This window comes from Streptomyces dangxiongensis (assembly GCF_003675325.1).
In the GTDB taxonomy this organism is placed as follows: Bacteria; Actinomycetota; Actinomycetes; order Streptomycetales; family Streptomycetaceae; genus Streptomyces; species Streptomyces dangxiongensis.
In genome coordinates this window covers 3,626,301-3,645,141 of record NZ_CP033073.1, presented here as the reverse complement: position 1 = coordinate 3,645,141, position 18,841 = coordinate 3,626,301, and the positions used below count along the sequence as shown (strand labels likewise).

Sequence of the window (18,841 nt, the reverse complement as noted above, 5' to 3'; positions counted from 1 at the left end):
GCGCTGTCGGTACAACCCGGCACATCACCGCAAAAGGACCTCGTCAGTGATTGCCTGAGAGAAGGAAGAAGGTGGGCGGAACATGGCCGCCACCCAGAGGATCGCCGTCGGCGCCATGGCCGCCGCGGCCTGTGCGGCGTCGCTCGCCGGTTGTGCGACCGGCTCCGACGGCACGAAGCAAGGGGCGTCCGGCCCGCAGAAGGGGGCGCCCGCGCCCAACAGTGTGCTCCGGCTGATCGGCGACGGTTCCACCGCGTACACCGGCGCCCAGCCGTATCTGCCCAGCCCCGAACGGCTGAAGCCCGGCCAGAAGCCGCCGCAGTTCGTCGTGTTCTCCTGGGACGGGGCGGGCGAGGACAGTCAAAGGCTGTTCTCGCACTTCCGTAAGGTCGCCAAGGAGAACCACGCGACCATGACGTACTTCCTCAGTGGCGTGTACATGCTGCCGGAGGGGAAGCGTGACCTGTACAAGCCGCCGCAGCACGCGCCCGGCCGCTCCGACATCGGCTTCAACGACGAGCAGGGCATCACCGACACCCTCAGACAGGTACGCCTCGCCTGGCTGGAGGGCAACGAGATCGGGACCCACTTCAACGGTCACTTCTGCGGCCCCGACGGCGGCGTCGGCACCTGGTCGGTGGAGGAGTGGAAGAGCGAGATCGCCCAGGCCAAGGATTTCGTGAAGTCCTGGAAGACCAACACCGGCATGGAGCGGGCGGCCCCGCTCCCCTTCGACTACGACAAGGAGCTGATCGGCGCCCGCACCCCTTGCCTGGAGGGGCAGAAGAACTTCATGACGGCCGCCCGCCAGTTGGGCTTCCGCTACGACTCCAGCGGGGTCGACAACCAGATCTGGCCCAAGAGGAGTCAGGGCCTGTGGGATCTGTCGATGCAGCTCGTGCCCTTCCCGGGCCACACCTACGAGCAGTTGACCATGGACTACAACTTCATGGTCAACCAGTCCGGCACCAAGACCCAGGGCGACCCCGACAAGTTCGACTACTGGGGCGACCAGATGCGCGACGGCCTTCTCAAGGGCTTCTACCGGGCCTATGACGGCAACCGCGCGCCCCTGATCATCGGCAACCACTTCGAGTCCTGGAACGGCGGCACCTATATGCGCGCCGTCGAGGACGTGGTGAAGGAGACCTGCAACAAGCCCGAGGTGCGCTGTGTCTCCTTCCATCAGCTTGCCGACTGGCTGGACGCCCAGGACCCGCAGACCCTCATGCGGCTGCGCTCCCTGAAGGTGGGGGAGACGCCCCGGCAGGGCTGGGCGTCCTTCCTGTCCGGCCGCCCCGCCCCGGCGCCCAAAGGCGTGCCCGGGGCGCCGGCGGGCAGGCCGTAGCCTCAGACGGGCGCCGCCACCCCTTCGCCGAGCACGAACCCGGGGTCGACCTGTGCCGCCAGGTCGGCCCCGGTGCGCTCGTTGCCCCAGGACTCGGCGTTCTTCAGATGGAAGTGCACCATCTGCCGGGTGTAGCGCTCCCAGTCGCGATGCTCGTAGGTGGCGTCCGCGGTGGCCCGCAGGGTGTGCAGGGCACGGGCGTTGGCCTCCTCCAGGAGATCGAAGCGGGGCGGACGGCCCTTCTCCATGGCGCGCACCCAGTCCGAGCGTCCGACGGTCACGAGCAGATCGTCGCCGACCTCCGCGCGCAGGAAGTCGGTGTCGTCCTGTTCCTGGATCTTGTTGCCGACGACCTTCAGGGCCACGCCGAAGTCGCGGGCGTACTCCTTGTACTGGCGGTAGACGGAGACTCCCTTCCGGGTCGGCTCGGCGACGAGGAACGTCATGTCGAAGCGGGTGAACATGCCGGAGGCGAAGGAGTCCGAGCCGGCCGTCATGTCGACCACCACGTACTCGTCGGGGCCGTCGACGAGGTGGTTCAGATACAGCTCCACCGCTCCGGTCTTGGAGTGGTAGCAGGCGACCCCCAGGTCGGCGTCCGTGAAGGGGCCCGTGACCATCAAACGGACGGCACCGCCGTCGAGTTCCACCGGACGCGCACAGGCGTCGTAGACCGGGTTCGGATCCGCGACCCGCACCAGCCGCGAACCCTCGCCGGGCGGTGTCGTCTTGATCATCGTCGCGGCGGAGGCGATGCGCGGGTTGGTGCCGCGCAGGTAGTCCTTGATCAGCGACAGCCGCTCGCCCATGGCGGGCAGCGCCGCCGCCTCCTGCTCCTCCAGCCCGAGTGCGGGGCCGAGGTGCTGGTTGATGTCCGCGTCGATGGCGACCACCGGAGCACCGGCGGCCACGAGGTGGCGGACGAAGAGGGAGGAGAGAGTGGTCTTGCCGCTCCCGCCCTTCCCGACGAAAGCAATTTTCATGTTCACCAAGGGTAGTCGTGCATTAGCTGTCCGTGTCACGCGGACGTGAAGAAGACCACTCCTTCGTGGGGTCCGCCGGTGGGGTGCGTAGTGTCGTACTCATGAGTACGACAGGCGCGACCGCCGATCCGCTCGCGGCCCTGGGCGCACTGCCCGGCGTGGCCGAGTCCGTGGAGTCCGTGCGCAGAGCCGTGGACCGGGTCTACGGGCACCGGGTCATGCGGCGCCGCAGCAACGAGATCACCTCCGAGGCAGCCCTGCGTGGTTCGCGCGGCTCGGCGGCGCTGTCCGGCGCCGACTGGGCCCTGGAGGAGGTGCGGCGGCGTACCGACTTCAGCGGCGACGCCGAGGCCCGTGTCGTGGGAGCGGCCTTGCGGCTCACCGCCGAGGCGGGACAGCTGCTGTCCGTCTGGCGCCAGTCGCCGCTGCGGGTGCTGGCCCGGCTGCACCTGGTGGCCGCCGCGAGTGGTGACGACGAGGTCGGCCGGCCGCGTCAGGCCGGCGAGCCGGTGGAAGAGCCGCTTCTCGAGCTGCCGCTGCCGGACGCCGCCGAGGTGTCGGGCCGGCTGGAGGGGCTGGCGGAACTGATCATCGCCGGCAGCTCCGCGCCCGCCCTGGTGACGGCCGCCGTGGTGCACGGCGAACTGCTCGCGCTGCGTCCCTTCGTGTCCCACAACGGCCTGGTCGCGCGCGCGGCCGAGCGGATCGTGCTGATCGGCAGCGGTCTGGACCCCAAGGCGGTCTGCCCGGCCGAGGTCGGCCACGCCGAACTGGGCCGCGCCTCCTACCTGGCCGCCCTGGACGGGTACGTGTCCGGCACCCCCGAGGGCATGGCGGCCTGGATCGCCCACTGCGGCCGGGCGGTCGGGCTGGGCGTCCGGGAGTCGACGGCGGTGTGCGAGGCGCTGCAGCGCGGCGCGGCCTGAGGAAACTCCCCGGGACAAGGGTTGCGGCGGTACGAGTTCTCGTACCGCCGCTGGCATGTTCACCGGGTTACCAAGCGTCCTCGATATATGCCCATCAGGCCGGGGACTTTGCCCGTCACCTGGTGCGGCTGGCCCGTAATCGACGGGTCGACGTCGCGTGGGTGCGCGGTGTCCATGCGAGGTCCGTGGGGCCACGTGCGTAGTGGTAGGGGATCCTCTCGGATGTCCTCTGGTCTCGCGGGCCGTTGAGTCCTTTGTACTGCAAGCCGGGACAGAGTGAAACCCCTGCCCTCATTTCTTTACATTTGGTATCAAAGGGGGGATTGACGGGCGTCGGTCAGGCCGTGCGACGGCGCTTGCTGGCGTACCAGACGAGGCCCGCGGTCGCCCCTGCCGCCGCTACGGCCGCCGCCGCGACCAGCGCCGGGCGCGGCGGGACGGACAGTGCCGGCAGCCGCTTCTTGAGCGGGACCGGGCGGCGGAACTCCAGGACCGGCCATCCGTGTGCGAGTGCCTCACGGCGCAGCGCGCGGTCCGGGTTCACGGCGTGCGGGTGTCCGACCGTGCGGAGCATCGGCAGGTCGGTCACCGAGTCGCTGTAGGCGTAGCAGCGGTCGAGGTCGTAGCCCTCGGAAGCGGCCAGCTCCTTGATGGCCTCGGCCTTGGTCGGGCCGTAGGCGTAGTACTCCACCTCCCCGGTGAAGCAGCCGTCCTCGCCGACGACCATGCGGGTGGCGACCACACGGTCCGCACCCAGCAGTTCGCCGATCGGCTCGACCACCTCGGCACCCGAGGTGGACACGATCACCACGTCGCGGCCGGCCGTGTGGTGCTCCTCGATGAGGGAGGCGGCCTCGTCATAGATGATCGGGTCGATCAGCTCGTGCAGGGTCTCGGCGACGATCTCGCGTACCTGCTGGACGTTCCAGCCGCGGCACAGTGCGGACAGGTACTCGCGCATCCGCTCCATCTGATCGTGGTCCAGGCCGCCGGCCAGGAAGACGAACTGGGCATATGCGGTACGCAGGGCGGCCCTGCGGCTGATCAGCCCGCCTTGGTAGAAGGACTTGCTGAAGGTGAGCGTGCTCGACTTCGCAATGACCGTCTTGTCCAGGTCAAAGAAGGCTGCTGCGCGAGGCAAGGAGTGGTTTTCCACGCCACTGAGCATAGGCGCCCACCATTCGGCGTAAGAGTGGGGCGCGTGGGTTTGCCTGAGAAGGCTCTCGGGTACACCATGGAAGTCACGGATCGTTCGCGACCGTGCTAACCCGGTCCGACTCCTCCCCCCCCGAGTCGGCCGTGGGGACGACCCCCGCTCTCCCCCCCGGCGGGGGTCGTCGCATGTCCGGACGCATTTTCCCCTCCTTCCCTTTCTCCCCGCGGTCGTACGGCCTGCTGGGCGCCGCCGTGTCCGCGGGTTGTGTATGCCCATGATCGCTCACCCAGGGTAATCGTCGCGCTGCGCTGTGGAAACCGCACGCGGATCAGCGCAGGCGTCGCCGGTATGGGTGACGAAGATATTCACAGGGTCCGCGTTGTCCACAGTTTTGGACCAAGATCCACATCATTTCGCGGATCGCTGCACCGTGATTGCAGCGCGCTCCGGCCGCGGCGAGTTCATGGCCGGTTCCGATTGCCCGAGCGCGTGCGGCCGGTTCCTATCGGCCGTTCATATGGGGACCGCTTGCCGGTTCTTCACACCTTTGGGAATCGCGTGGCCGCGGGGGCCGTGCGGCCCGCGCAGCGAAGGGGGAAACACCGTGACCGGAACCGTCACCCACGACCCGCCGTCCGGCACCGGAGAACGGCCCGGGCGACCGCTCATCATCACCGAGGACGCCGCCCTGCTGGACGATCTGCTGCGCCTGTGCGCGGCGGCAGGGGCCACACCCGAGGTCCACCACGGCGTACCGGAATCCGGTGACGACTGGGGATCGGCACCGCTCGTGCTGGTCGGTGACGACGCCGCCCGCCGGGTGCGCGGGGCCGCCCGACGGCCCGGAGTGGTGCTCGTCGGCCGCGACCAGGACGACTCGGGGGTATGGAAACGAGCCGTACAGATCGGCGCCGACCACGTCCTGATGCTTCCCGACGGCGAGCAGTGGCTGGTCGACCGCATCGCCGACGTCGCCGAGGGCATCGGCCGCCCGGCCCTCACCGTCGGGGTCATCGGCGGCCGGGGCGGCGCCGGAGCCTCCACCCTCGCCTGCGCGCTCGCCGTCACCTCCGCGCGCGAGGGACTGCGCACCCTCCTCGTGGACGCCGATCCGCTCGGCGGCGGACTCGACGTGCTCCTCGGCGGCGAGAGCGCGGAAGGGCTGCGCTGGCCCGCCTTCGCCGCCTCCCGGGGCCGCGTCGGCGGCGGCGCCCTTGAGGAGTCGCTGCCCGAACTGCACTCCCTGCGGGTGCTCAGCTGGGACCGCGGTGACTGCGTCGCGGTGCCGCCCCAGGCGGTGCGCGCGGTGCTGGCCGCCGCCCGTCGGCGCGGCGGCACCGTGGTGGTCGACCTCCCCCGCCGCCTGGACGACGGAGTCGCCGAGGCCCTGGCCCAGCTCGATGTCGGCCTGCTCGTCGTCCCCGCCGAACTGCGCGCGGTCGCAGCCGCCGGCCGGGTCGCCTCTGCCGTCGGGATGGTCGTACGGGACCTGCGGGTGGCCGTCCGCGGGCCGTACGCACCCGGTCTGGACGACCAGGAGGTGGCCCGGCTCCTCGGCCTGCCGCTGGCCGGTGAGGTACCCGTCGAACCGGCGCTGCTGCGCCCGCAGGGCGGCGCGAAACCCCCGGGTGCCACCGGACGCGGCCCGCTCGCCCGGTTCTGTGCGCACTTCTGGGAGCGCGCGCTGGTCGAGGCGGGAGGCACCCGATGAGCCTGCCCGGGCTCGACCGGGCCGACGGCGCGGCCCTCCTCGACGGCGTCCGTCGCCGGCTCGCCGAGACCGGCGCCGAACCCACCCCCGCGCGCGTGGCCCAGGCCCTGCGCGAACAGGGCCGGGTGCTCGGCGACGCGGAAGTCCTCGGCGCGGCCGAGCAGTTGAGGTCCGAACTCGTGGGCACCGGACCCCTGGAGCCACTGCTCGCCGACCCCGACGTCACCGACGTCCTGGTGTCCGCCCCGGACCGGGTGTGGGTGGACCGCGGTGGCGGCCTGGAACTGACCCGGGTGGCCTTCCCCGACGCGGCGGCGGTACGACGCCTCGCGCAGCGGCTGGCAGCCGTGGCCGGACGCCGGCTGGACGACGCCCGGCCGTGGGCGGACGCCCGGCTGCCCGACGGGACCCGGTTGCACGCGGTGCTGCCTCCGGTCGCCGTCGGCTGCACCTGCCTGGCCCTGCGGGTGGTACGCCCGCGGGCCTTCACCGTGGAGGAACTCGTCGCGGCCGGTACGGTGCCGCCCGGCGGCGACCGGATCCTCAGGGCGCTGCTCGCGGCCCGGCTGTCCTTCCTCGTCAGCGGTGGCACCGGAAGCGGCAAGACGACCCTGCTCAGTGCCCTGCTCGGCCTGGTCGGACCGGGCGAGCGGATCGTGCTCGCCGAGGACTCGGCCGAGCTGAGACCGGACCACCCGCACGTCGTCCGGCTGGAGACCCGGCCCGCCAACCAGGAGGGCGCCGGTTAGGGAAAGTGTCTGTAGTTGTCTCAACAGTCCTTATGGGGCAGTCGAGTTCACTGAGAAAGTTGTTAGGTTCGGTGATCTGTACTTGTCTCAGGGGGAGTTGGGATGGATCACTTCTTTGTCTCGCCGAGCAAGGTGCGCCGGTTCTACGAAGCACCTGCAGGTGTCGACCCGGACTTCGACGCAGAGGCGTACGTACGACGGCCGGGAGCGGTGAAGGAGGGCACGCCGTTCTACCTCGATTCGGACATGCGCCCGTTGGAGCCGCTGTGCTCGTTCTTCCTGGAGCTGTCGAAGACGCTAAAGGCGAAGTCCCTTCAGGACTACGGCTACGACGCCATGGACGTGGTGGAGTTCCTGGCCGAGCTTGATCCGCCCGCTGACCTGCTGTCGGCCACCGAAGAGGATCTGGTGGCCTACCGGGAGGACTGCACGGAGTACCGCGAGAAGCCAGATGAACCGGCCACATGGAAGCGGCGCCGGGCCACGATCAACAGGTTCTACGACTGGGCGACGGACCCGAGGACGAAGCTGCTGGAGGAGCGCCCCTACTACCGGCGCCCCAACGGACGGGACGTGCTGTCCTGGGGCGCGGTGAGCGAGCTGGACGTGCGCCACCTGACCTATCGGCAGTGGCGCTTCCTCAAACAGGTGGGCCTACGCGGGTACTTGCCCGATGGCCGGCTCGACCCGGCATTCCGGTGCAGGACACCGCTGCGCAACAGCGTGGCGCCGGAGCTGGCGATCACGACGGGGATGCGGTCGCGGGAGTTCAGCTCGCTGCTCGACATTGAGGTCGGGCCGCCCCGCCGGGACGCATCACCGGCCGAGGTGGCGCTGAGGGCGACCGCGAAGCGCGGATGGCCACGCACAGCGGCGGTTCAGGATCCGACGCTGCGTGAGCTGGACCTCTACCGCCGTACGGAGCGAGCCGCGATGGTGCGGGCGTCAGCGAAGTCCCTCTACAAGGCCCGCGCCGAGCTGTTCGTCGTCGATGACATCGACCTGCGGAAGATGGAGCTGAAGGGGGTGCTGCACGGCCGCCGCCGCACCTTCAAGGTCGCAGGGATGCCGGCGGAGATCCGGCGCATCGCTGTCACAGAAGGCGACCGGGGACTCGAGGCGATGGCCCTGTTCCTAGGCCGGGGCGGCCGGATGCTGTCCAAGCAGCGGTGGGGGCAGATCTTTGACGAGGCCCACCTGCGGGCTCTGCGGCTGAGCGAGGAGTACAAGTCCGAGGTCGTGATGCCCGCCCGGCTTCGGATCCACGACACGCGCCACACGTTCGCGATCTACATGTTGCACGTGCTCACCCACCTCCTCCTGCGCGAGGAGGCCGAGCGCTACCTGGCGGGCGACCACTCGGCTTTCTTCACGGATCACCTGTCGAGGAACCCGTTGCTGATCCTCCAGCGAATCCTGGGACATCAGAGCCCGAAGACCACTTTGCGCTACCTCACCTACATCCGGGACACGAACGCGCTGGTCACCAAGGCCATCGCCGAGTGGAACGACCGGGAGTCGACCTACGCGGACTACGCGAGTGCCCTGGCGGACAGGGAGGTCGCGTAATGCCCAGACGAGGCGAGCGCAAGACGCGCGTCCGCAGCAAGGGCCCGGCCAAGGCCCAGGTGACGCCGGGACGTATCGGAGTGCGGGTGTTCCTGGAACATCGCCGAGGCCGCACCACCCGGCATGCCATCGACCCGTCCGGCTACCAGTGCACGACACTGGCCGCCCAACTGGCGGACGAGTGGCTGAAGATGACACGCCACGCGGCGCTGAGCGGAGGCGGATCCGAGTATTCCAGTGCGGTGCGGAGCTTCGCCAAGTTCACGGACAAGCACCTGTCCGAGGCGGGCGTGGACCCGGCGGAGGCCCGGCTGGACGGTCACGCCGTCGATCTGGTGGAAGTCCTCTATGCGTGGGAGGGAGACCTGCGGCAAAGGTACGGGCCGAAGTCCAAGCAGCCTTACCGCCGGGCGCGGGCGCTGCTGGCCCTGATCGACCAGCGGGCCACCGCCACCCCGGGGATTCCCGAGCGTCTGCGGCAGCGGGCCAAGGCGCCAGCGTCCTATGGCAAGCCGACGCCACAGCCGCTGGATGAGTTCTCCAACGCGGAGCGGATTGCCCTGCGGGACGCGGCCCGCGCGGCAGTGCGGGCTACAGAGGCGAGGCTGGCCCGGGGGCGTGAACTACTGGCCGCGGGCGCCGATCCACGGGGCGGTGGCTGGCGCGATCTTCCCAACCTCGTCTGGGCCACCCGGATGCGGATGGTGAACTCCCAGACGCTGCAGACGCACCTGCCGGCCAAGACGCGGTGGTGGCCGCCGGAGGTCGTTGACCTGCTGCCGGCCCCGGAAGGCGCGTCGAGAGGCCCGGGCGTTCGAGCGCTGGGGCTGGAACTGGGGCGCCTGCTGTTCCCCGATGAGTTCGATCTGCAGGCGTTTCGCGTCCTGCTCCTGCTGGGGATGGCGGACACCACCCCAGAGGAACTGCATGACCTGCGGATGGACGACATCGAGTTCACCGACGGCGGCCTGCGGCTGGTGCAGACGAAGATGCGGGCCTCGCGGATCCGTGCGGATCTCCACCCGGAAGTCGACCTGGAGGGCGGGGATGAGGACGGCGAGGGCGAGGAATTTACGGGCGGTGGAGCTTGGGACGTGCCGGGCCTGATGCGGCGCCTGCTGGCGGCCACGGCCCTGGTCCGGGAGGCATTCGATCCGGAGCCCTACCTGTTCGTGGCAGTGCGGCAAGTGGCTTCCAATGGTGAACACGCCGGTGAGGTCGCACAGTTCAAATCGCGCCGCTATCGCTTCGGTTTCTGGATCGCGTCCCAGCGAGACGCGCAGGGGCATCCTCTGAAGATCTCTGAACCGCACGAAGTGCGCCGACTGCGCAAGACCACCAAGGTCGTGCGCGCGGTCGCCCTGGGCGGCACGGTCTCGGACCTGGCGGGCGATGATCACCACGTCGAGGTCTACAGGGGGCACTACGGCCACGGCACCACCGCCCACATCATGGCCGGTCGGGCCATCAACCGGTCCCAGGAGTGGGTATTCCAGAAAGTCGTACCCAAGCCGGTGCTGGTCGACGAGGCGGCCGAGCAGAGGCTGGAGGAGCCGGAGGTCGCCGAGGAGCTCGGCATGGACATCGAGGTCGCCAAGGCCATGCGGGCCGGGGAGCTGGACATGGGCCTGACGAACTGTCGCAATCCCTACGACTCCCCGCAGCGAAAGGACAACAAGCTCTGCCACGTCGCGCCGGCAATGTGCATGCTCTGCCGTAATGCCGTCATCTTCTACTCGCAGCTGCCGCGGCTGCTTCTCCTGTCCGACCGCATCGAACGGATGCGGACCGCGTTGCCGCCGCCGAGGTGGCACGCCATCTACGGGCAGCAACGTGCTGCCTTGGACGAGGTCTTTGCGGAGTGTGTCGACCGGCTGCCCGCCGCCCGGCAGCAGATCGCCGAGCTGGGCTTACGTCTGGACCTGCCCCTTGGCCAGCGAACGGAGTTCGACCGATGATGGGCCGCCCCTCCCCCGAACCGCTGTCGTCGGCCAGCTTCCGCGACGACGAGCCGGTCTTCGGCGACGGGCATCAGGTCCGTGACGGCTTCACCGTTCCGGTGTTCGGGGATGTGGGCCGCTGGTCCGGGGAGTGCATCGGCCGTCCCGCCAACCGGCAGCCCGCCGGCTGGGAGGTGGCCTTTCCGGAGGAAGATCCGCTGGTCAACCTGCAGTTGCGGGAGGTGGCCTTCGCCTGGCTGAACCCCACTCACTCGGTGCTTCGACGGGCCGGTGTCTTCCTCGCGGCCGAGCCCATGGCGTTCGGCACGGTCAAGGCGCACTGCTTCAAACTCCAGGCCCTCGCCCGCCGCGGCGGTGAACTGGGCCTGGGCCGAGGGCTCGGCGGATGGGACAAGGAGGATTGGAAGCTGATCGTCGCAGACCAGGGCGCCGAACTCGACCCGAGCACCGTCGCGACCTATGTCAGCGGGGTGCGAGCTCTGCGCAGAGTGGCGGCTGTCGTCTCGGGCATCGACCCGTTCGACGATCCGTGGGATGGCCTTGCGGCCACCAAGGTCGCCTTGCAGGAGCATTCGGACGAGAGCGCCGAGACCGATGGCCTGTCCACACCCGACATCCCGCCAAGCGCCTGGTGGCCACTGCTGCGGGCGGCCTGGACCTACATCCATGTCCTGGCCCCGGACATCTTCAGCTGGCGCGGAGACTTCGAGCGCCGCACAGCCGCTCTGCCCGAGCCGAAGCCGCGGGCCGAGCGCGTCGAGTCGCTCAAACCGGCTGACCTGGATGCCCTGTTGAACACGTGGCTGGCCGATCCGGATCACCCCGTCCCGCTGCTGGCCCAGGAATGGAAGGGCTCACCGGCCGGGACACCGATCTGGAAGACGCTCAGCCGGATCGTCACCAACGGGCGGAACCAGGACCTGTTCACCGCCCGCCGGGACCGGCTGACCAAGCGCGTCACGGCACGCCGGGCAGCCGTGCTCCAGGCGGTCGCAGCGGGCCGCTGCGTGACGGTTCACGGACCGACCGCCTGGAGCACGCTCGGAACCCCGGCCTACCAGCCGCAGGGACGCCGTCCGGTTCCCGGGGCCCAGCTGGATGAGGACGTGAAGCGCTGGCTGGCTGATCCGGACAACCACATCCCGGTGCGGGCCGTCGATGATCTCCACGACAAGGCCGGAACCCCGATCTGGGCCACGCTCGCCCGCCAGATCTGGGGACCACGGGACGCGGCCCGGTCCCACCCCTGCCTGAAGACGAACCGGGCCCGCTCCGCGATGATCATGAGGGCGATCGAGACCGGGCAGGTCGTACTGGTGGACAGTGCCGAGCGGTCCCGCGCGGGGTGGCGTTCGCTGCCGATGCCCTGCCCCCAGGCAACCGTGGTCACCCGCAGCGACGGCACTTCGGGCCCCTGGCGCACCCAGATCACCCAAGGAGAACTGGACGACGAACTGCGGATGCTGCGGGCAGCCTGCTACATCTTCATCGCCGCCCTGAGCATGATGCGGGACTCGGAAGTCCAAGAAATCGAGCGGAATCCGCTGGTGACCTACTTCGGGTCGCCGGCGATCACGTCCCGCAAGACGAAGCTCGATCCGGCCCGGCCGGAACTGTTCTGGTGGATCTCCGAGCCGGTGGCGGAGGCCGTCGCGGTGGCCGAGGCCTTGTCCTGGCATCCCACCCACTTGTTCGCCACGCTGGAGCCGCCGCGGCAAAGCACGCGGCCACGGCGGAGCGACGGCAGGCCGCGGAAGGTCGGTCGCAACGGCATCACGCCCGGCGATGAGATCGACTTCTTCATTGAGCGGATCAACACCACCCACGGCCGCCTGGGGGTGGAGGAGATTCCTGCCGCCCATGTCCGCCCGCACATGTTCCGCAAGACGATGTCGGCCATCGCGGCCCGTGAGCCGGACTCCGAGATCGCGGTGGGGCTGCAGCTCAAGCATGCCGCCCGCCGGGCCATGGCCAACCGCACCTCCCAGGCCTACGGGAAGATGGCCCCCGAATGGGCCAAGGAATTTGACCAGGAACTCGAGCAGGCCGCTGCCCTGAAGCTGGTTGGTCTCCTCAGTGCCCGCCGCGACGGCGAGGCCGTGGCGGTCGGCCCCGGCGCCGCCCGCCTGCATGCCGGGCTCGACAAGGTCATCGAGACGATGGACAGCGATCCGCAGCTGCGGGCACAGATCGCCGATGAGCGGGTCGAGGCGGCCCTGCTGGTGTCTGAGTTCCCCGAACTACACCTGGGCACCGTCAACCACTGCATGTTCGATGCGCCGCAGGCGGAGTGCCAGGACCAGCTGCCCGAAGATCAGCGCGGGCAGGCGCCCCTGCTTGGCGCCTGTGAGCCGTCCCGCTGCCGCAACTCGGTGGTCACACGCTCGCATGCACCGATCTGGATCTCCGAGGAGGACGACCTCATGGTGATGGCGAAGGACCGGCGGATGGCGCCGCCGAGGCGGGAGTCCGTGCTGATCCGGCTGGCCGATGTTCGGCGCATCACCGATGCCCTGAAGGATGAGATGGGAGACAACCTCTGATGCCGGTGTCCGCCGTGACCGAGACCAAGCTGCGGGAGGCCATGGCCCGCCTTCTGGCCGGAGAGCCCCTGCACACCGAGGGGGCTCTGACCAAGGAGAACCTTGCCCGGGAAGCCCAGGTCAGCCACGCGACCGTCCACCGGGCCGAGGGCATTCTGGCCGAGTGGGACGCCAAGGTCGCCCGGCCGGTGCTTCGCACCCCCGGCGAAGTGCAGCGGGATGAGACGATCGCCGATCTCCGCAAACAGCTGAGGGAGGCGAAATCCCAGGTCACCGAAGCGAACGGCAAGCTCGACGCGCTCGCGGCGGTCACCGCGAACCTCTACCACGAGAACCTCGCGCTGAAGAAGAAGCTCGGCAGCAGCCGGCGTCTGGCCTCTCTCCCGGCCCCCGCTGCGGAGCCTGGCCACGCTCGAACAGACGGCTGAGTACGGACATCCGTACGTGATGGTGCACGAAGAAGTCGTACGCGACTGGGGACGTTCGCCGGTACTTTCCCCCCTCGAGGAGGGGGGAAAGTCGTCTCAGGCGGCGATTCCGAGCTCGGTGCGGGTGCGGTGGATGAACTCGCGGACGGCCGGCTCGCGCCGCCAGGGGCCGAGGGCGGTGTTGAACTCGCGGACGTAGTCCTTGGCCCGGGAGGACTGGACGCGGGCGAGGATGTCAACGGACCGGTTCCCCAGCTCCAGGCCGTGGTCGAGGTCGCGGGCCTGAAGGTGGGCGGTTCCGACGATCGCCAGCCGCATCCCGACCGAGCGGGTGAACACCCCGGACGGCATCGCGGCGGCCCGCTGGTTCCACGCCAGGGCCGCCTTGGGGTTCTTCAGGTCCCGGAAGACCTCGGCGGCGTCCGCGGAGAGCCGGGCATGGTGATAGAAGTCGATCCAGGCGGGCTCTGAGTCGCTGGCAGCATCAGCCTGACCCAAGAGGTCCTCGGACGCTGCAAGGGCCCGTGAGGCGGCCCTGGCATCCCTCTCACGGGCATGAGCACGGGCTTCGATCAGCTTGGTGAATGCCAGGACACGCGGGGCGGCCTGGCCCTTCGCGCGTTCGAAGGCGCCCTGGGCCATATCGACGGCCTCGGAGCCGAAGCCCCGCAGCAGCGACTGCATCGCCATGGTGGTCAGGACATAGCAGCCGAGCTGGACGTCTCCGCCCGCGCGGGCCAGGCGGAGGGCCTGGATGAAGTGCCGCTGGGCGACGTCGTGCTGCCCGACGTCGAAGGCCGTCCACCCGGCCAGGCGGGACAGCTCGGAGGTCACGGAGAACAGGTCACGGCCGACCGCGTCGGTGAAGGAGCCCCGCAGCAGAGGGGCGGCCCGTTCCTGGAGGCAGACGGTGACGGAGTTCGCCTTCCAGTTCCCGCCGCCGTATTTGGAGTCCCAGCGGCGGGCCTCGTCGGCCGCGTCGCGGAGTTCTTCCAGGTCGGCCCGGCCGACCTGCTTCTTGCCGCCGGCGAGGTCGGCGGCCTCGTCGGCGGGGGTGACCAGCCAGCGGGTCACGGGGGTGGTGAACGCGGACACGGCGAAGCCGGATCCGGTTAAGAAGTCGCGGCGGTTCACGAAACTCCAGAACGACGTGGCCACTCGGACCGCGTCAGCACGGTCCCGCGGGAAATCCAACCCCACATCCGCGTCCGGTGTCTCGGCCTCGCCCATACCGATTTCGCCAAGCGCCACCGGACGGCCGAGCCGTTCGGCGATCGCCTGCGCGAGGAACGTGGGCACCGGCCACTTGGGGATCATGCCCCGCTGGCACCAGTTCGCGATGGAGGTATGCGAGTAGTCCGTCTCCAGCCCGGCCTGCTGGGCGAGCTGGTTGACTCGCAGGGCCAGAGACTTGTGGCTCGCGCCGCAGGTCTCGATGAGCCGGTCCAGGTCCGCGTTGGGCGGACGCTTCCGGCGGCTGGTCGACGCCACCCGAATCCCCTTTTCCACCAGGTCAGCAACATGTGCTGACGAGGAAACGCCACGGGGCCGGCATGCGTCGACATGGCATTTTCAGTCGTACGCATTCCGGCTGGGCACGGGAAGCCGCACGCTCTTCCCGCGTCTTGAGGCACTGAGGGTATTGCCCTGCGGACCCTGGGTGAACCTGCTTTGCGAGTTGTGAGCCCCCCTGCGAGCCCTCCCTGGCATGAGCCGCCGACGGGTGTGATGAGGAGGCAGGCCACCGCCGGGACGCCAGGAAGGGCTCCCGGTGGTGGCCGCCGCCAAGGCACCACGACTTCACGCTCGGGGGTGAACCAGATGTGCGGAATTGCAGGACTGGCCGGAGGCGACGCCGTCCGGCACGAGAAGACCGTCGCCGCGATGGGTGCCTCACAGCACTACCGCGGTCCGGACGGCACCATGCACGCCGCCAGCAGTGACCGCCGGGCGGTGCTGGCCATGAACACGCTGCTGATCGTCGACCCGCAGGCCATGCCCGGCCCCTACCTCGACCGGACCACGGGGGTGCTGCTGGCCTTCAACGGCGAGATCTACAACTGGCGGCAGCAGGCCGCCGCCTGGGGCATCGAGGTCCACGACCGGGAGTCGGACGCCCACTTCCTGCTGCGGGCCTGGGCCAAGATCGGCCCGTCCTGCCTGGACGGCCTGGACGGCATGTTCGCCCTCGCCGTCTATGACCCCAGGGTCGCGAAGCTGTTCCTGGCCCGCGACCGGCTCGGGGAGAAGCCGCTCTACTGGCGCCTGGACGGCGGCCGGCTCGCGTTCGCCTCCGAAGTGACCTCCCTGACCGGCTACGGGGCGGCGCCGGTGGTCTTACGGCCGGAGGTCACCGCGATCGAGACCCCGACCGGGGTCGACACTCCGTTCCAGGGGATCCAGCTGCTGGGGCCGGCCACGCTGCTGTCCTTCGACGTCACCACCGGCTCGATCGACCAGATGACCTGGTGGCACCTGGAGGACCGGTCCCCGTTCACCGGTACCTACGACGAGGCCCTGGCCAGGTTCTCCACGATCCTGGCCGACCAGATCCCGCTCAGGTCCCCGGCCTGCGACTTCGCCCTCCTCCTCTCCGGCGGGCTGGACTCGGCGGTGCTGGCCTACCTGATGCGGCCGCCGGTCTGCGTCACGGTCCGCTACCCGGGCCAGGACCGGCTGGACGAGTCGTCGACGGCGGCCGTGATCGCCCGGGACATCAAGGCCGAGCTGGTGGTGGTCGAGCCGGACCACGTCGACTTCACCACCGCTCTGCCGCACATGATGCGGGCCCTGGACTACCCGATGGGGAACGCGTCCACGTTCTCCGAGCACATGGCCTATCGGAAGATCTCCGACCTGGGCCTGCGGGTCGTGATCGGCGGCCTCGGGCCGGACGAGTTCCTGATGGGCTATGTCCGCCAGGCCCTGGTCCTCTTCGGCCCCGACGCTGTCCTGAACGCCGGCCTGGCGGCTTACCGGCCGCTGGCCGCCAAGCTCATGCACGCCGCCGACGAGCCCCTGGACCCGGCGGAGGCGGTCACCCGGCTGATCCTTCGGGGCCCGGACCCGGACGGCCGTCTTCGCGATCTCGTCGCGGACGCGATGGCCCGCGCGGGCGGGGATCTGGCCCGCGGCCTGACCCTGGCGGATCTGGCGACGGCCTGGAGGCCGCTGGTGATGACCAGCGACAAGCTCGCCTCCGCCTACGCGCTCGAACGCCGGTCCCCCTACCTCGCCCGCGACCTGATCGAGTTCTCCTACCGGCTGCCCGTCGACCACAAGATCGCTGACCCGGCCCAGGGCAAGCGGATCCTGCGGGACGCCGCCAAAGCCCTCGGCCTGCCGAAGGAGGTCTGGGCCAGCCGGGACAAGCTCGGCTTCGCCTCCCCGGTCCCCTCCTGGCTCAACGACCAGCTCGCGGCCTGGGCCGACACCCAGATCCGCATGGCCCTCACCGACGCCCCGCACTCGTTCCGCCCCCTCCTCGAGGGGGGTTTGGAGCCCGGCGGACGGTTCGACCGGACCCGCATGCAGGCCCTCATGGCAGCCGCCTGGTTTTCTGACCAGACGGTGAGGGCTGCCGCATGATCCCCAACACCGTTACTACGGTGAGGGGATGCACTCCGAGACCACCGCCACCGAGGAGCCGACCGCCGCCCGCGGAGCCGTCGCGATCATCACCAACCGCCGCGGCGAACTCCTCCTCCACCTCCGCGACGACCTCCCGGAGATCGCCTGGCCCGCCCACTGGTCCGTCTTGGGCGGCGGCTGCGACCCCGGGGAATCCCCCGCCGACGCCATCGTCCGCGAGCTCGACGAGGAAGCGGGTCTGACCGTCGAGAACCTGACCGAGCTGTTCGAGATCACCGACCACCGCGGCTCCGGTCAGATCATCACCTTCTTCTCCGGCTTCTGGGACGGCGACGAGGCGGACCTGCTTCTCGCGGAGGGCGTCAAGCTCCAGTTCTTCGCCCCCGACTACCTCGACATCCTCACGATCCCACCGTTCATCCGGGAAGGGATCTACCGCTGCCTGGCCGCCAAGCCCTCCTGACGCCCCGCCCTTCCGGGCGGGGCGAGGGTGGGGCCGCCCACGGCAGCCCCACCCGAAGGGACACCCCGCTCATGAAGCTGACCGTCATCGGATGCGGCTACCTTGGCGCCACCCATGCCGCCTGCATGGCCGAACTCGGCCATGAGGTCCTGGGCATGGACTCCGACATCGACAAGGTCCACACCCTCAACTCCGGTCGGGCCCCGTTCTTCGAACGCGACCTGGACGGGCTCCTCGCCAAGCACACCGCGTCAGGCCGGCTCCGCTTCACCGCCTCCTATGGCGAGGCCGCCGACTTCGCCGACCTGCACTTCATCGGCGTCGGCACCCCAAACCAGCCCGGCACCGACGCCTACGACCTCACCCACCTCTTCGACGCCGTCCGCCGCCTGGCCCCCGGCCTGACGACCCCGGCCGTCGTCGCGGTCAAGTCCACCGTCCCCGTCGGCACCGCACCCCGCGTCGCCGACATCCTGCGCGAGTACGCCCCCGCCGGGGACCTCGTGGAGGTCGCCTGGAACCCCGAGTTCCTCCGCGAGTCCTTCGCGGTCGACGACACCCTCCGCCCCGACCGGCTCGTCCTCGGCTTCAACACCACCCACTCCTGGGCCGAGGCCCTCCTGCGGCAGGCGTTCGAGAAGATCATCGAGTCGGGGACTCCCACGATCGTCACCGACTGGGCCACCGCCGAGCTCGCCAAGGGCGCCGCGAACTCCTTCCTCGGCACCAAGATCTCCTTCATCAACGCGATGGCCGAGGTCTGCGAAGCCTCCGGCGCCAACGTCGCCGAGCTCGCCGACATCCTTGGCCATGACCACCGCATCGGCCGCCACGGCATGCGGCCCGGCCTCGGCTTCGGCGGCGGCTGCCTGCCCAAGGACCTCGCCGGCTTCATCACCCGCGCCGACGAACTCGACGCCGGCCAGGCCGTCGGCATCCTCCGCGAAGCCGCCGCCGTCAACGCCCGCCGGCGCCAGCGCGTCGTCGACCTCGCCCACGAAGAACTCGAAGGCGACCTGCGCGGCAAGCGGATCACCGTCTGGGGCGCCGCCTTCAAACCCGAGACCGACGACATCCGCGACTCGCCCGCCCTCGCCGTCGCCCAGGCCCTACACGACCTCGGCGCCACCGTCACCGTCACCGACCCCAAGGCCCTCGACAACGCCCGCAAGCTCCACCCCGAACTCGACTACGTCGAAGACCCCATCGCCGCCGTCGACGACGCGGACCTCCTCCTCCACCTCACCGAGTGGCACCACTTCACCACCATCGACCCCGAGCGACTCGCCACCCGCACCACCACTCCCAAGGTCATCGATGCCCGCGGCACCCTCGACACCGACCAGTGGCGCGAAGCCGGCTGGATGCCCCGAACGCTCGGCCGCCCCTGAGCCCCTCACCACCATGGGGCCG

At 69.8% G+C, this 18,841-nt stretch carries 13 protein-coding genes and 1 pseudogene; 11 read left to right on the top strand and 3 right to left on the bottom strand.

The window, feature by feature from the left end; genetic code table 11:
* Positions 1-82: 82 nt before the first annotated feature.
* Positions 83-1,348: a polysaccharide deacetylase family protein gene (locus tag D9753_RS16195; protein ID WP_121787659.1), complete on the top strand. Its 1,266-nt coding sequence runs from the start codon at positions 83-85 to the stop codon at positions 1,346-1,348.
* A 2-nt stretch (positions 1,349-1,350) separates the two neighbouring features.
* On the opposite strand, the gene D9753_RS16190 is transcribed toward D9753_RS16195, so the two are convergent.
* A complete protein-coding gene (locus D9753_RS16190; RefSeq protein WP_205614170.1) occupies positions 1,351-2,331 on the bottom strand; it encodes an ATP-binding protein in 981 nt (326 codons plus the stop codon).
* A gap of 101 nt (positions 2,332-2,432) precedes the next feature.
* On the opposite strand from D9753_RS16190, the gene D9753_RS16185 reads away from it, so the two are divergent.
* Positions 2,433-3,257, top strand: a complete 825-nt coding sequence (locus D9753_RS16185; protein WP_121787657.1) for a Fic family protein — start codon at positions 2,433-2,435, stop codon at positions 3,255-3,257.
* A gap of 337 nt (positions 3,258-3,594) precedes the next feature.
* Here the strand turns inward: D9753_RS16185 and D9753_RS16180 are convergent, their stop codons facing one another.
* Complete coding sequence (locus tag D9753_RS16180; protein WP_121787656.1) at positions 3,595-4,425, bottom strand: HAD family hydrolase; 831 nt, start codon at positions 4,423-4,425, stop codon at positions 3,595-3,597.
* A gap of 592 nt (positions 4,426-5,017) precedes the next feature.
* Between D9753_RS16180 and ssd the strand changes: the two genes are divergently transcribed.
* The 6 genes and pseudogenes from ssd to D9753_RS16150 all read left to right on the top strand — a co-directional run bounded on the left by ssd (position 5,018) and on the right by D9753_RS16150 (position 13,374).
* Entirely contained in the window at positions 5,018-6,124 is a 1,107-nt protein-coding gene (ssd, locus tag D9753_RS16175; protein WP_121787655.1) for a septum site-determining protein Ssd, read from the top strand.
* Positions 6,121-6,870 (top strand): annotated as a pseudogene (locus D9753_RS16170) (CpaF family protein); the annotation flags it as partial. The gene ssd and the pseudogene D9753_RS16170, both read left to right, overlap by 4 nt.
* Positions 6,871-6,975: 105 nt before the next feature.
* Positions 6,976-8,442, top strand: coding sequence for a site-specific integrase (locus tag D9753_RS16165; RefSeq protein ID WP_121787654.1), 1,467 nt, complete (start codon positions 6,976-6,978; stop codon positions 8,440-8,442).
* The gene (locus tag D9753_RS16160) at positions 8,442-10,400 is read left to right on the top strand and encodes a hypothetical protein (RefSeq protein ID WP_163010717.1); all 1,959 of its coding nucleotides are present in this window, start codon (positions 8,442-8,444) and stop codon (positions 10,398-10,400) included. Before D9753_RS16165 ends, D9753_RS16160 begins: the two co-directional genes overlap by 1 nt.
* On the top strand, positions 10,397-12,946 hold the full coding sequence (locus D9753_RS16155) for a hypothetical protein (protein ID WP_163010716.1): 2,550 nt from the start codon (positions 10,397-10,399) through the stop codon (positions 12,944-12,946). The genes D9753_RS16160 and D9753_RS16155 overlap by 4 nt, the downstream gene beginning before the upstream one ends.
* Positions 12,947-12,960: 14 nt before the next feature.
* Entirely contained in the window at positions 12,961-13,374 is a 414-nt protein-coding gene (locus D9753_RS16150; protein WP_240468180.1) for a hypothetical protein, read from the top strand.
* Between the two features lie 96 nt (positions 13,375-13,470).
* Here D9753_RS16150 and D9753_RS16145 read toward each other — a convergent pair whose 3' ends face one another.
* Positions 13,471-14,865: a sporulation protein gene (locus D9753_RS16145; protein ID WP_121787650.1), complete on the bottom strand. Its 1,395-nt coding sequence runs from the start codon at positions 14,863-14,865 to the stop codon at positions 13,471-13,473.
* A gap of 330 nt (positions 14,866-15,195) precedes the next feature.
* Between D9753_RS16145 and D9753_RS16140 the strand changes: the two genes are divergently transcribed.
* The 3 genes from D9753_RS16140 (at position 15,196) to D9753_RS16130 (ending at position 18,819) form a co-directional block, all read left to right on the top strand.
* Positions 15,196-16,962, top strand: coding sequence for an asparagine synthetase B family protein (locus D9753_RS16140; protein WP_163010715.1), 1,767 nt, complete (start codon positions 15,196-15,198; stop codon positions 16,960-16,962).
* 28 nt (positions 16,963-16,990) lie between these two features.
* On the top strand, positions 16,991-17,428 hold the full coding sequence (locus tag D9753_RS16135) for an NUDIX domain-containing protein (RefSeq protein ID WP_121787648.1): 438 nt from the start codon (positions 16,991-16,993) through the stop codon (positions 17,426-17,428).
* Positions 17,429-17,499: 71 nt separating this feature from the next.
* Positions 17,500-18,819 (top strand): UDP-glucose dehydrogenase family protein, encoded by a 1,320-nt coding sequence (locus D9753_RS16130; RefSeq protein WP_121787647.1) that lies wholly within the window; start codon positions 17,500-17,502, stop codon positions 18,817-18,819.
* The last annotated feature ends 22 nt before the right edge of the window (positions 18,820-18,841 follow it).

Excerpts from the sequence above, each read along its gene's own strand:
- D9753_RS16180 (WP_121787656.1), bottom strand. The coding sequence starts at position 4,425 with ATGCTCAGTGGCGTGGAAAACCACTCCTTGCCTCGCGCAGCAGCCTTC.
- D9753_RS16195 (WP_121787659.1), top strand. The coding sequence starts at position 83 with ATGGCCGCCACCCAGAGGATCGCCGTCGGCGCCATGGCCGCCGCGGCC.
- D9753_RS16140 (WP_163010715.1), top strand. The coding sequence starts at position 15,196 with ATGTGCGGAATTGCAGGACTGGCCGGAGGCGACGCCGTCCGGCACGAG.
- D9753_RS16130 (WP_121787647.1), top strand. The coding sequence starts at position 17,500 with ATGAAGCTGACCGTCATCGGATGCGGCTACCTTGGCGCCACCCATGCC.
- D9753_RS16135 (WP_121787648.1), top strand. The coding sequence starts at position 16,991 with ATGCACTCCGAGACCACCGCCACCGAGGAGCCGACCGCCGCCCGCGGA.
- D9753_RS16165 (WP_121787654.1), top strand. The coding sequence starts at position 6,976 with ATGGATCACTTCTTTGTCTCGCCGAGCAAGGTGCGCCGGTTCTACGAA.
- D9753_RS16185 (WP_121787657.1), top strand. The coding sequence starts at position 2,433 with ATGAGTACGACAGGCGCGACCGCCGATCCGCTCGCGGCCCTGGGCGCA.
- D9753_RS16160 (WP_163010717.1), top strand. The coding sequence starts at position 8,442 with ATGCCCAGACGAGGCGAGCGCAAGACGCGCGTCCGCAGCAAGGGCCCG.
- D9753_RS16190 (WP_205614170.1), bottom strand. The coding sequence starts at position 2,331 with ATGAAAATTGCTTTCGTCGGGAAGGGCGGGAGCGGCAAGACCACTCTC.
- D9753_RS16155 (WP_163010716.1), top strand. The coding sequence starts at position 10,397 with ATGATGGGCCGCCCCTCCCCCGAACCGCTGTCGTCGGCCAGCTTCCGC.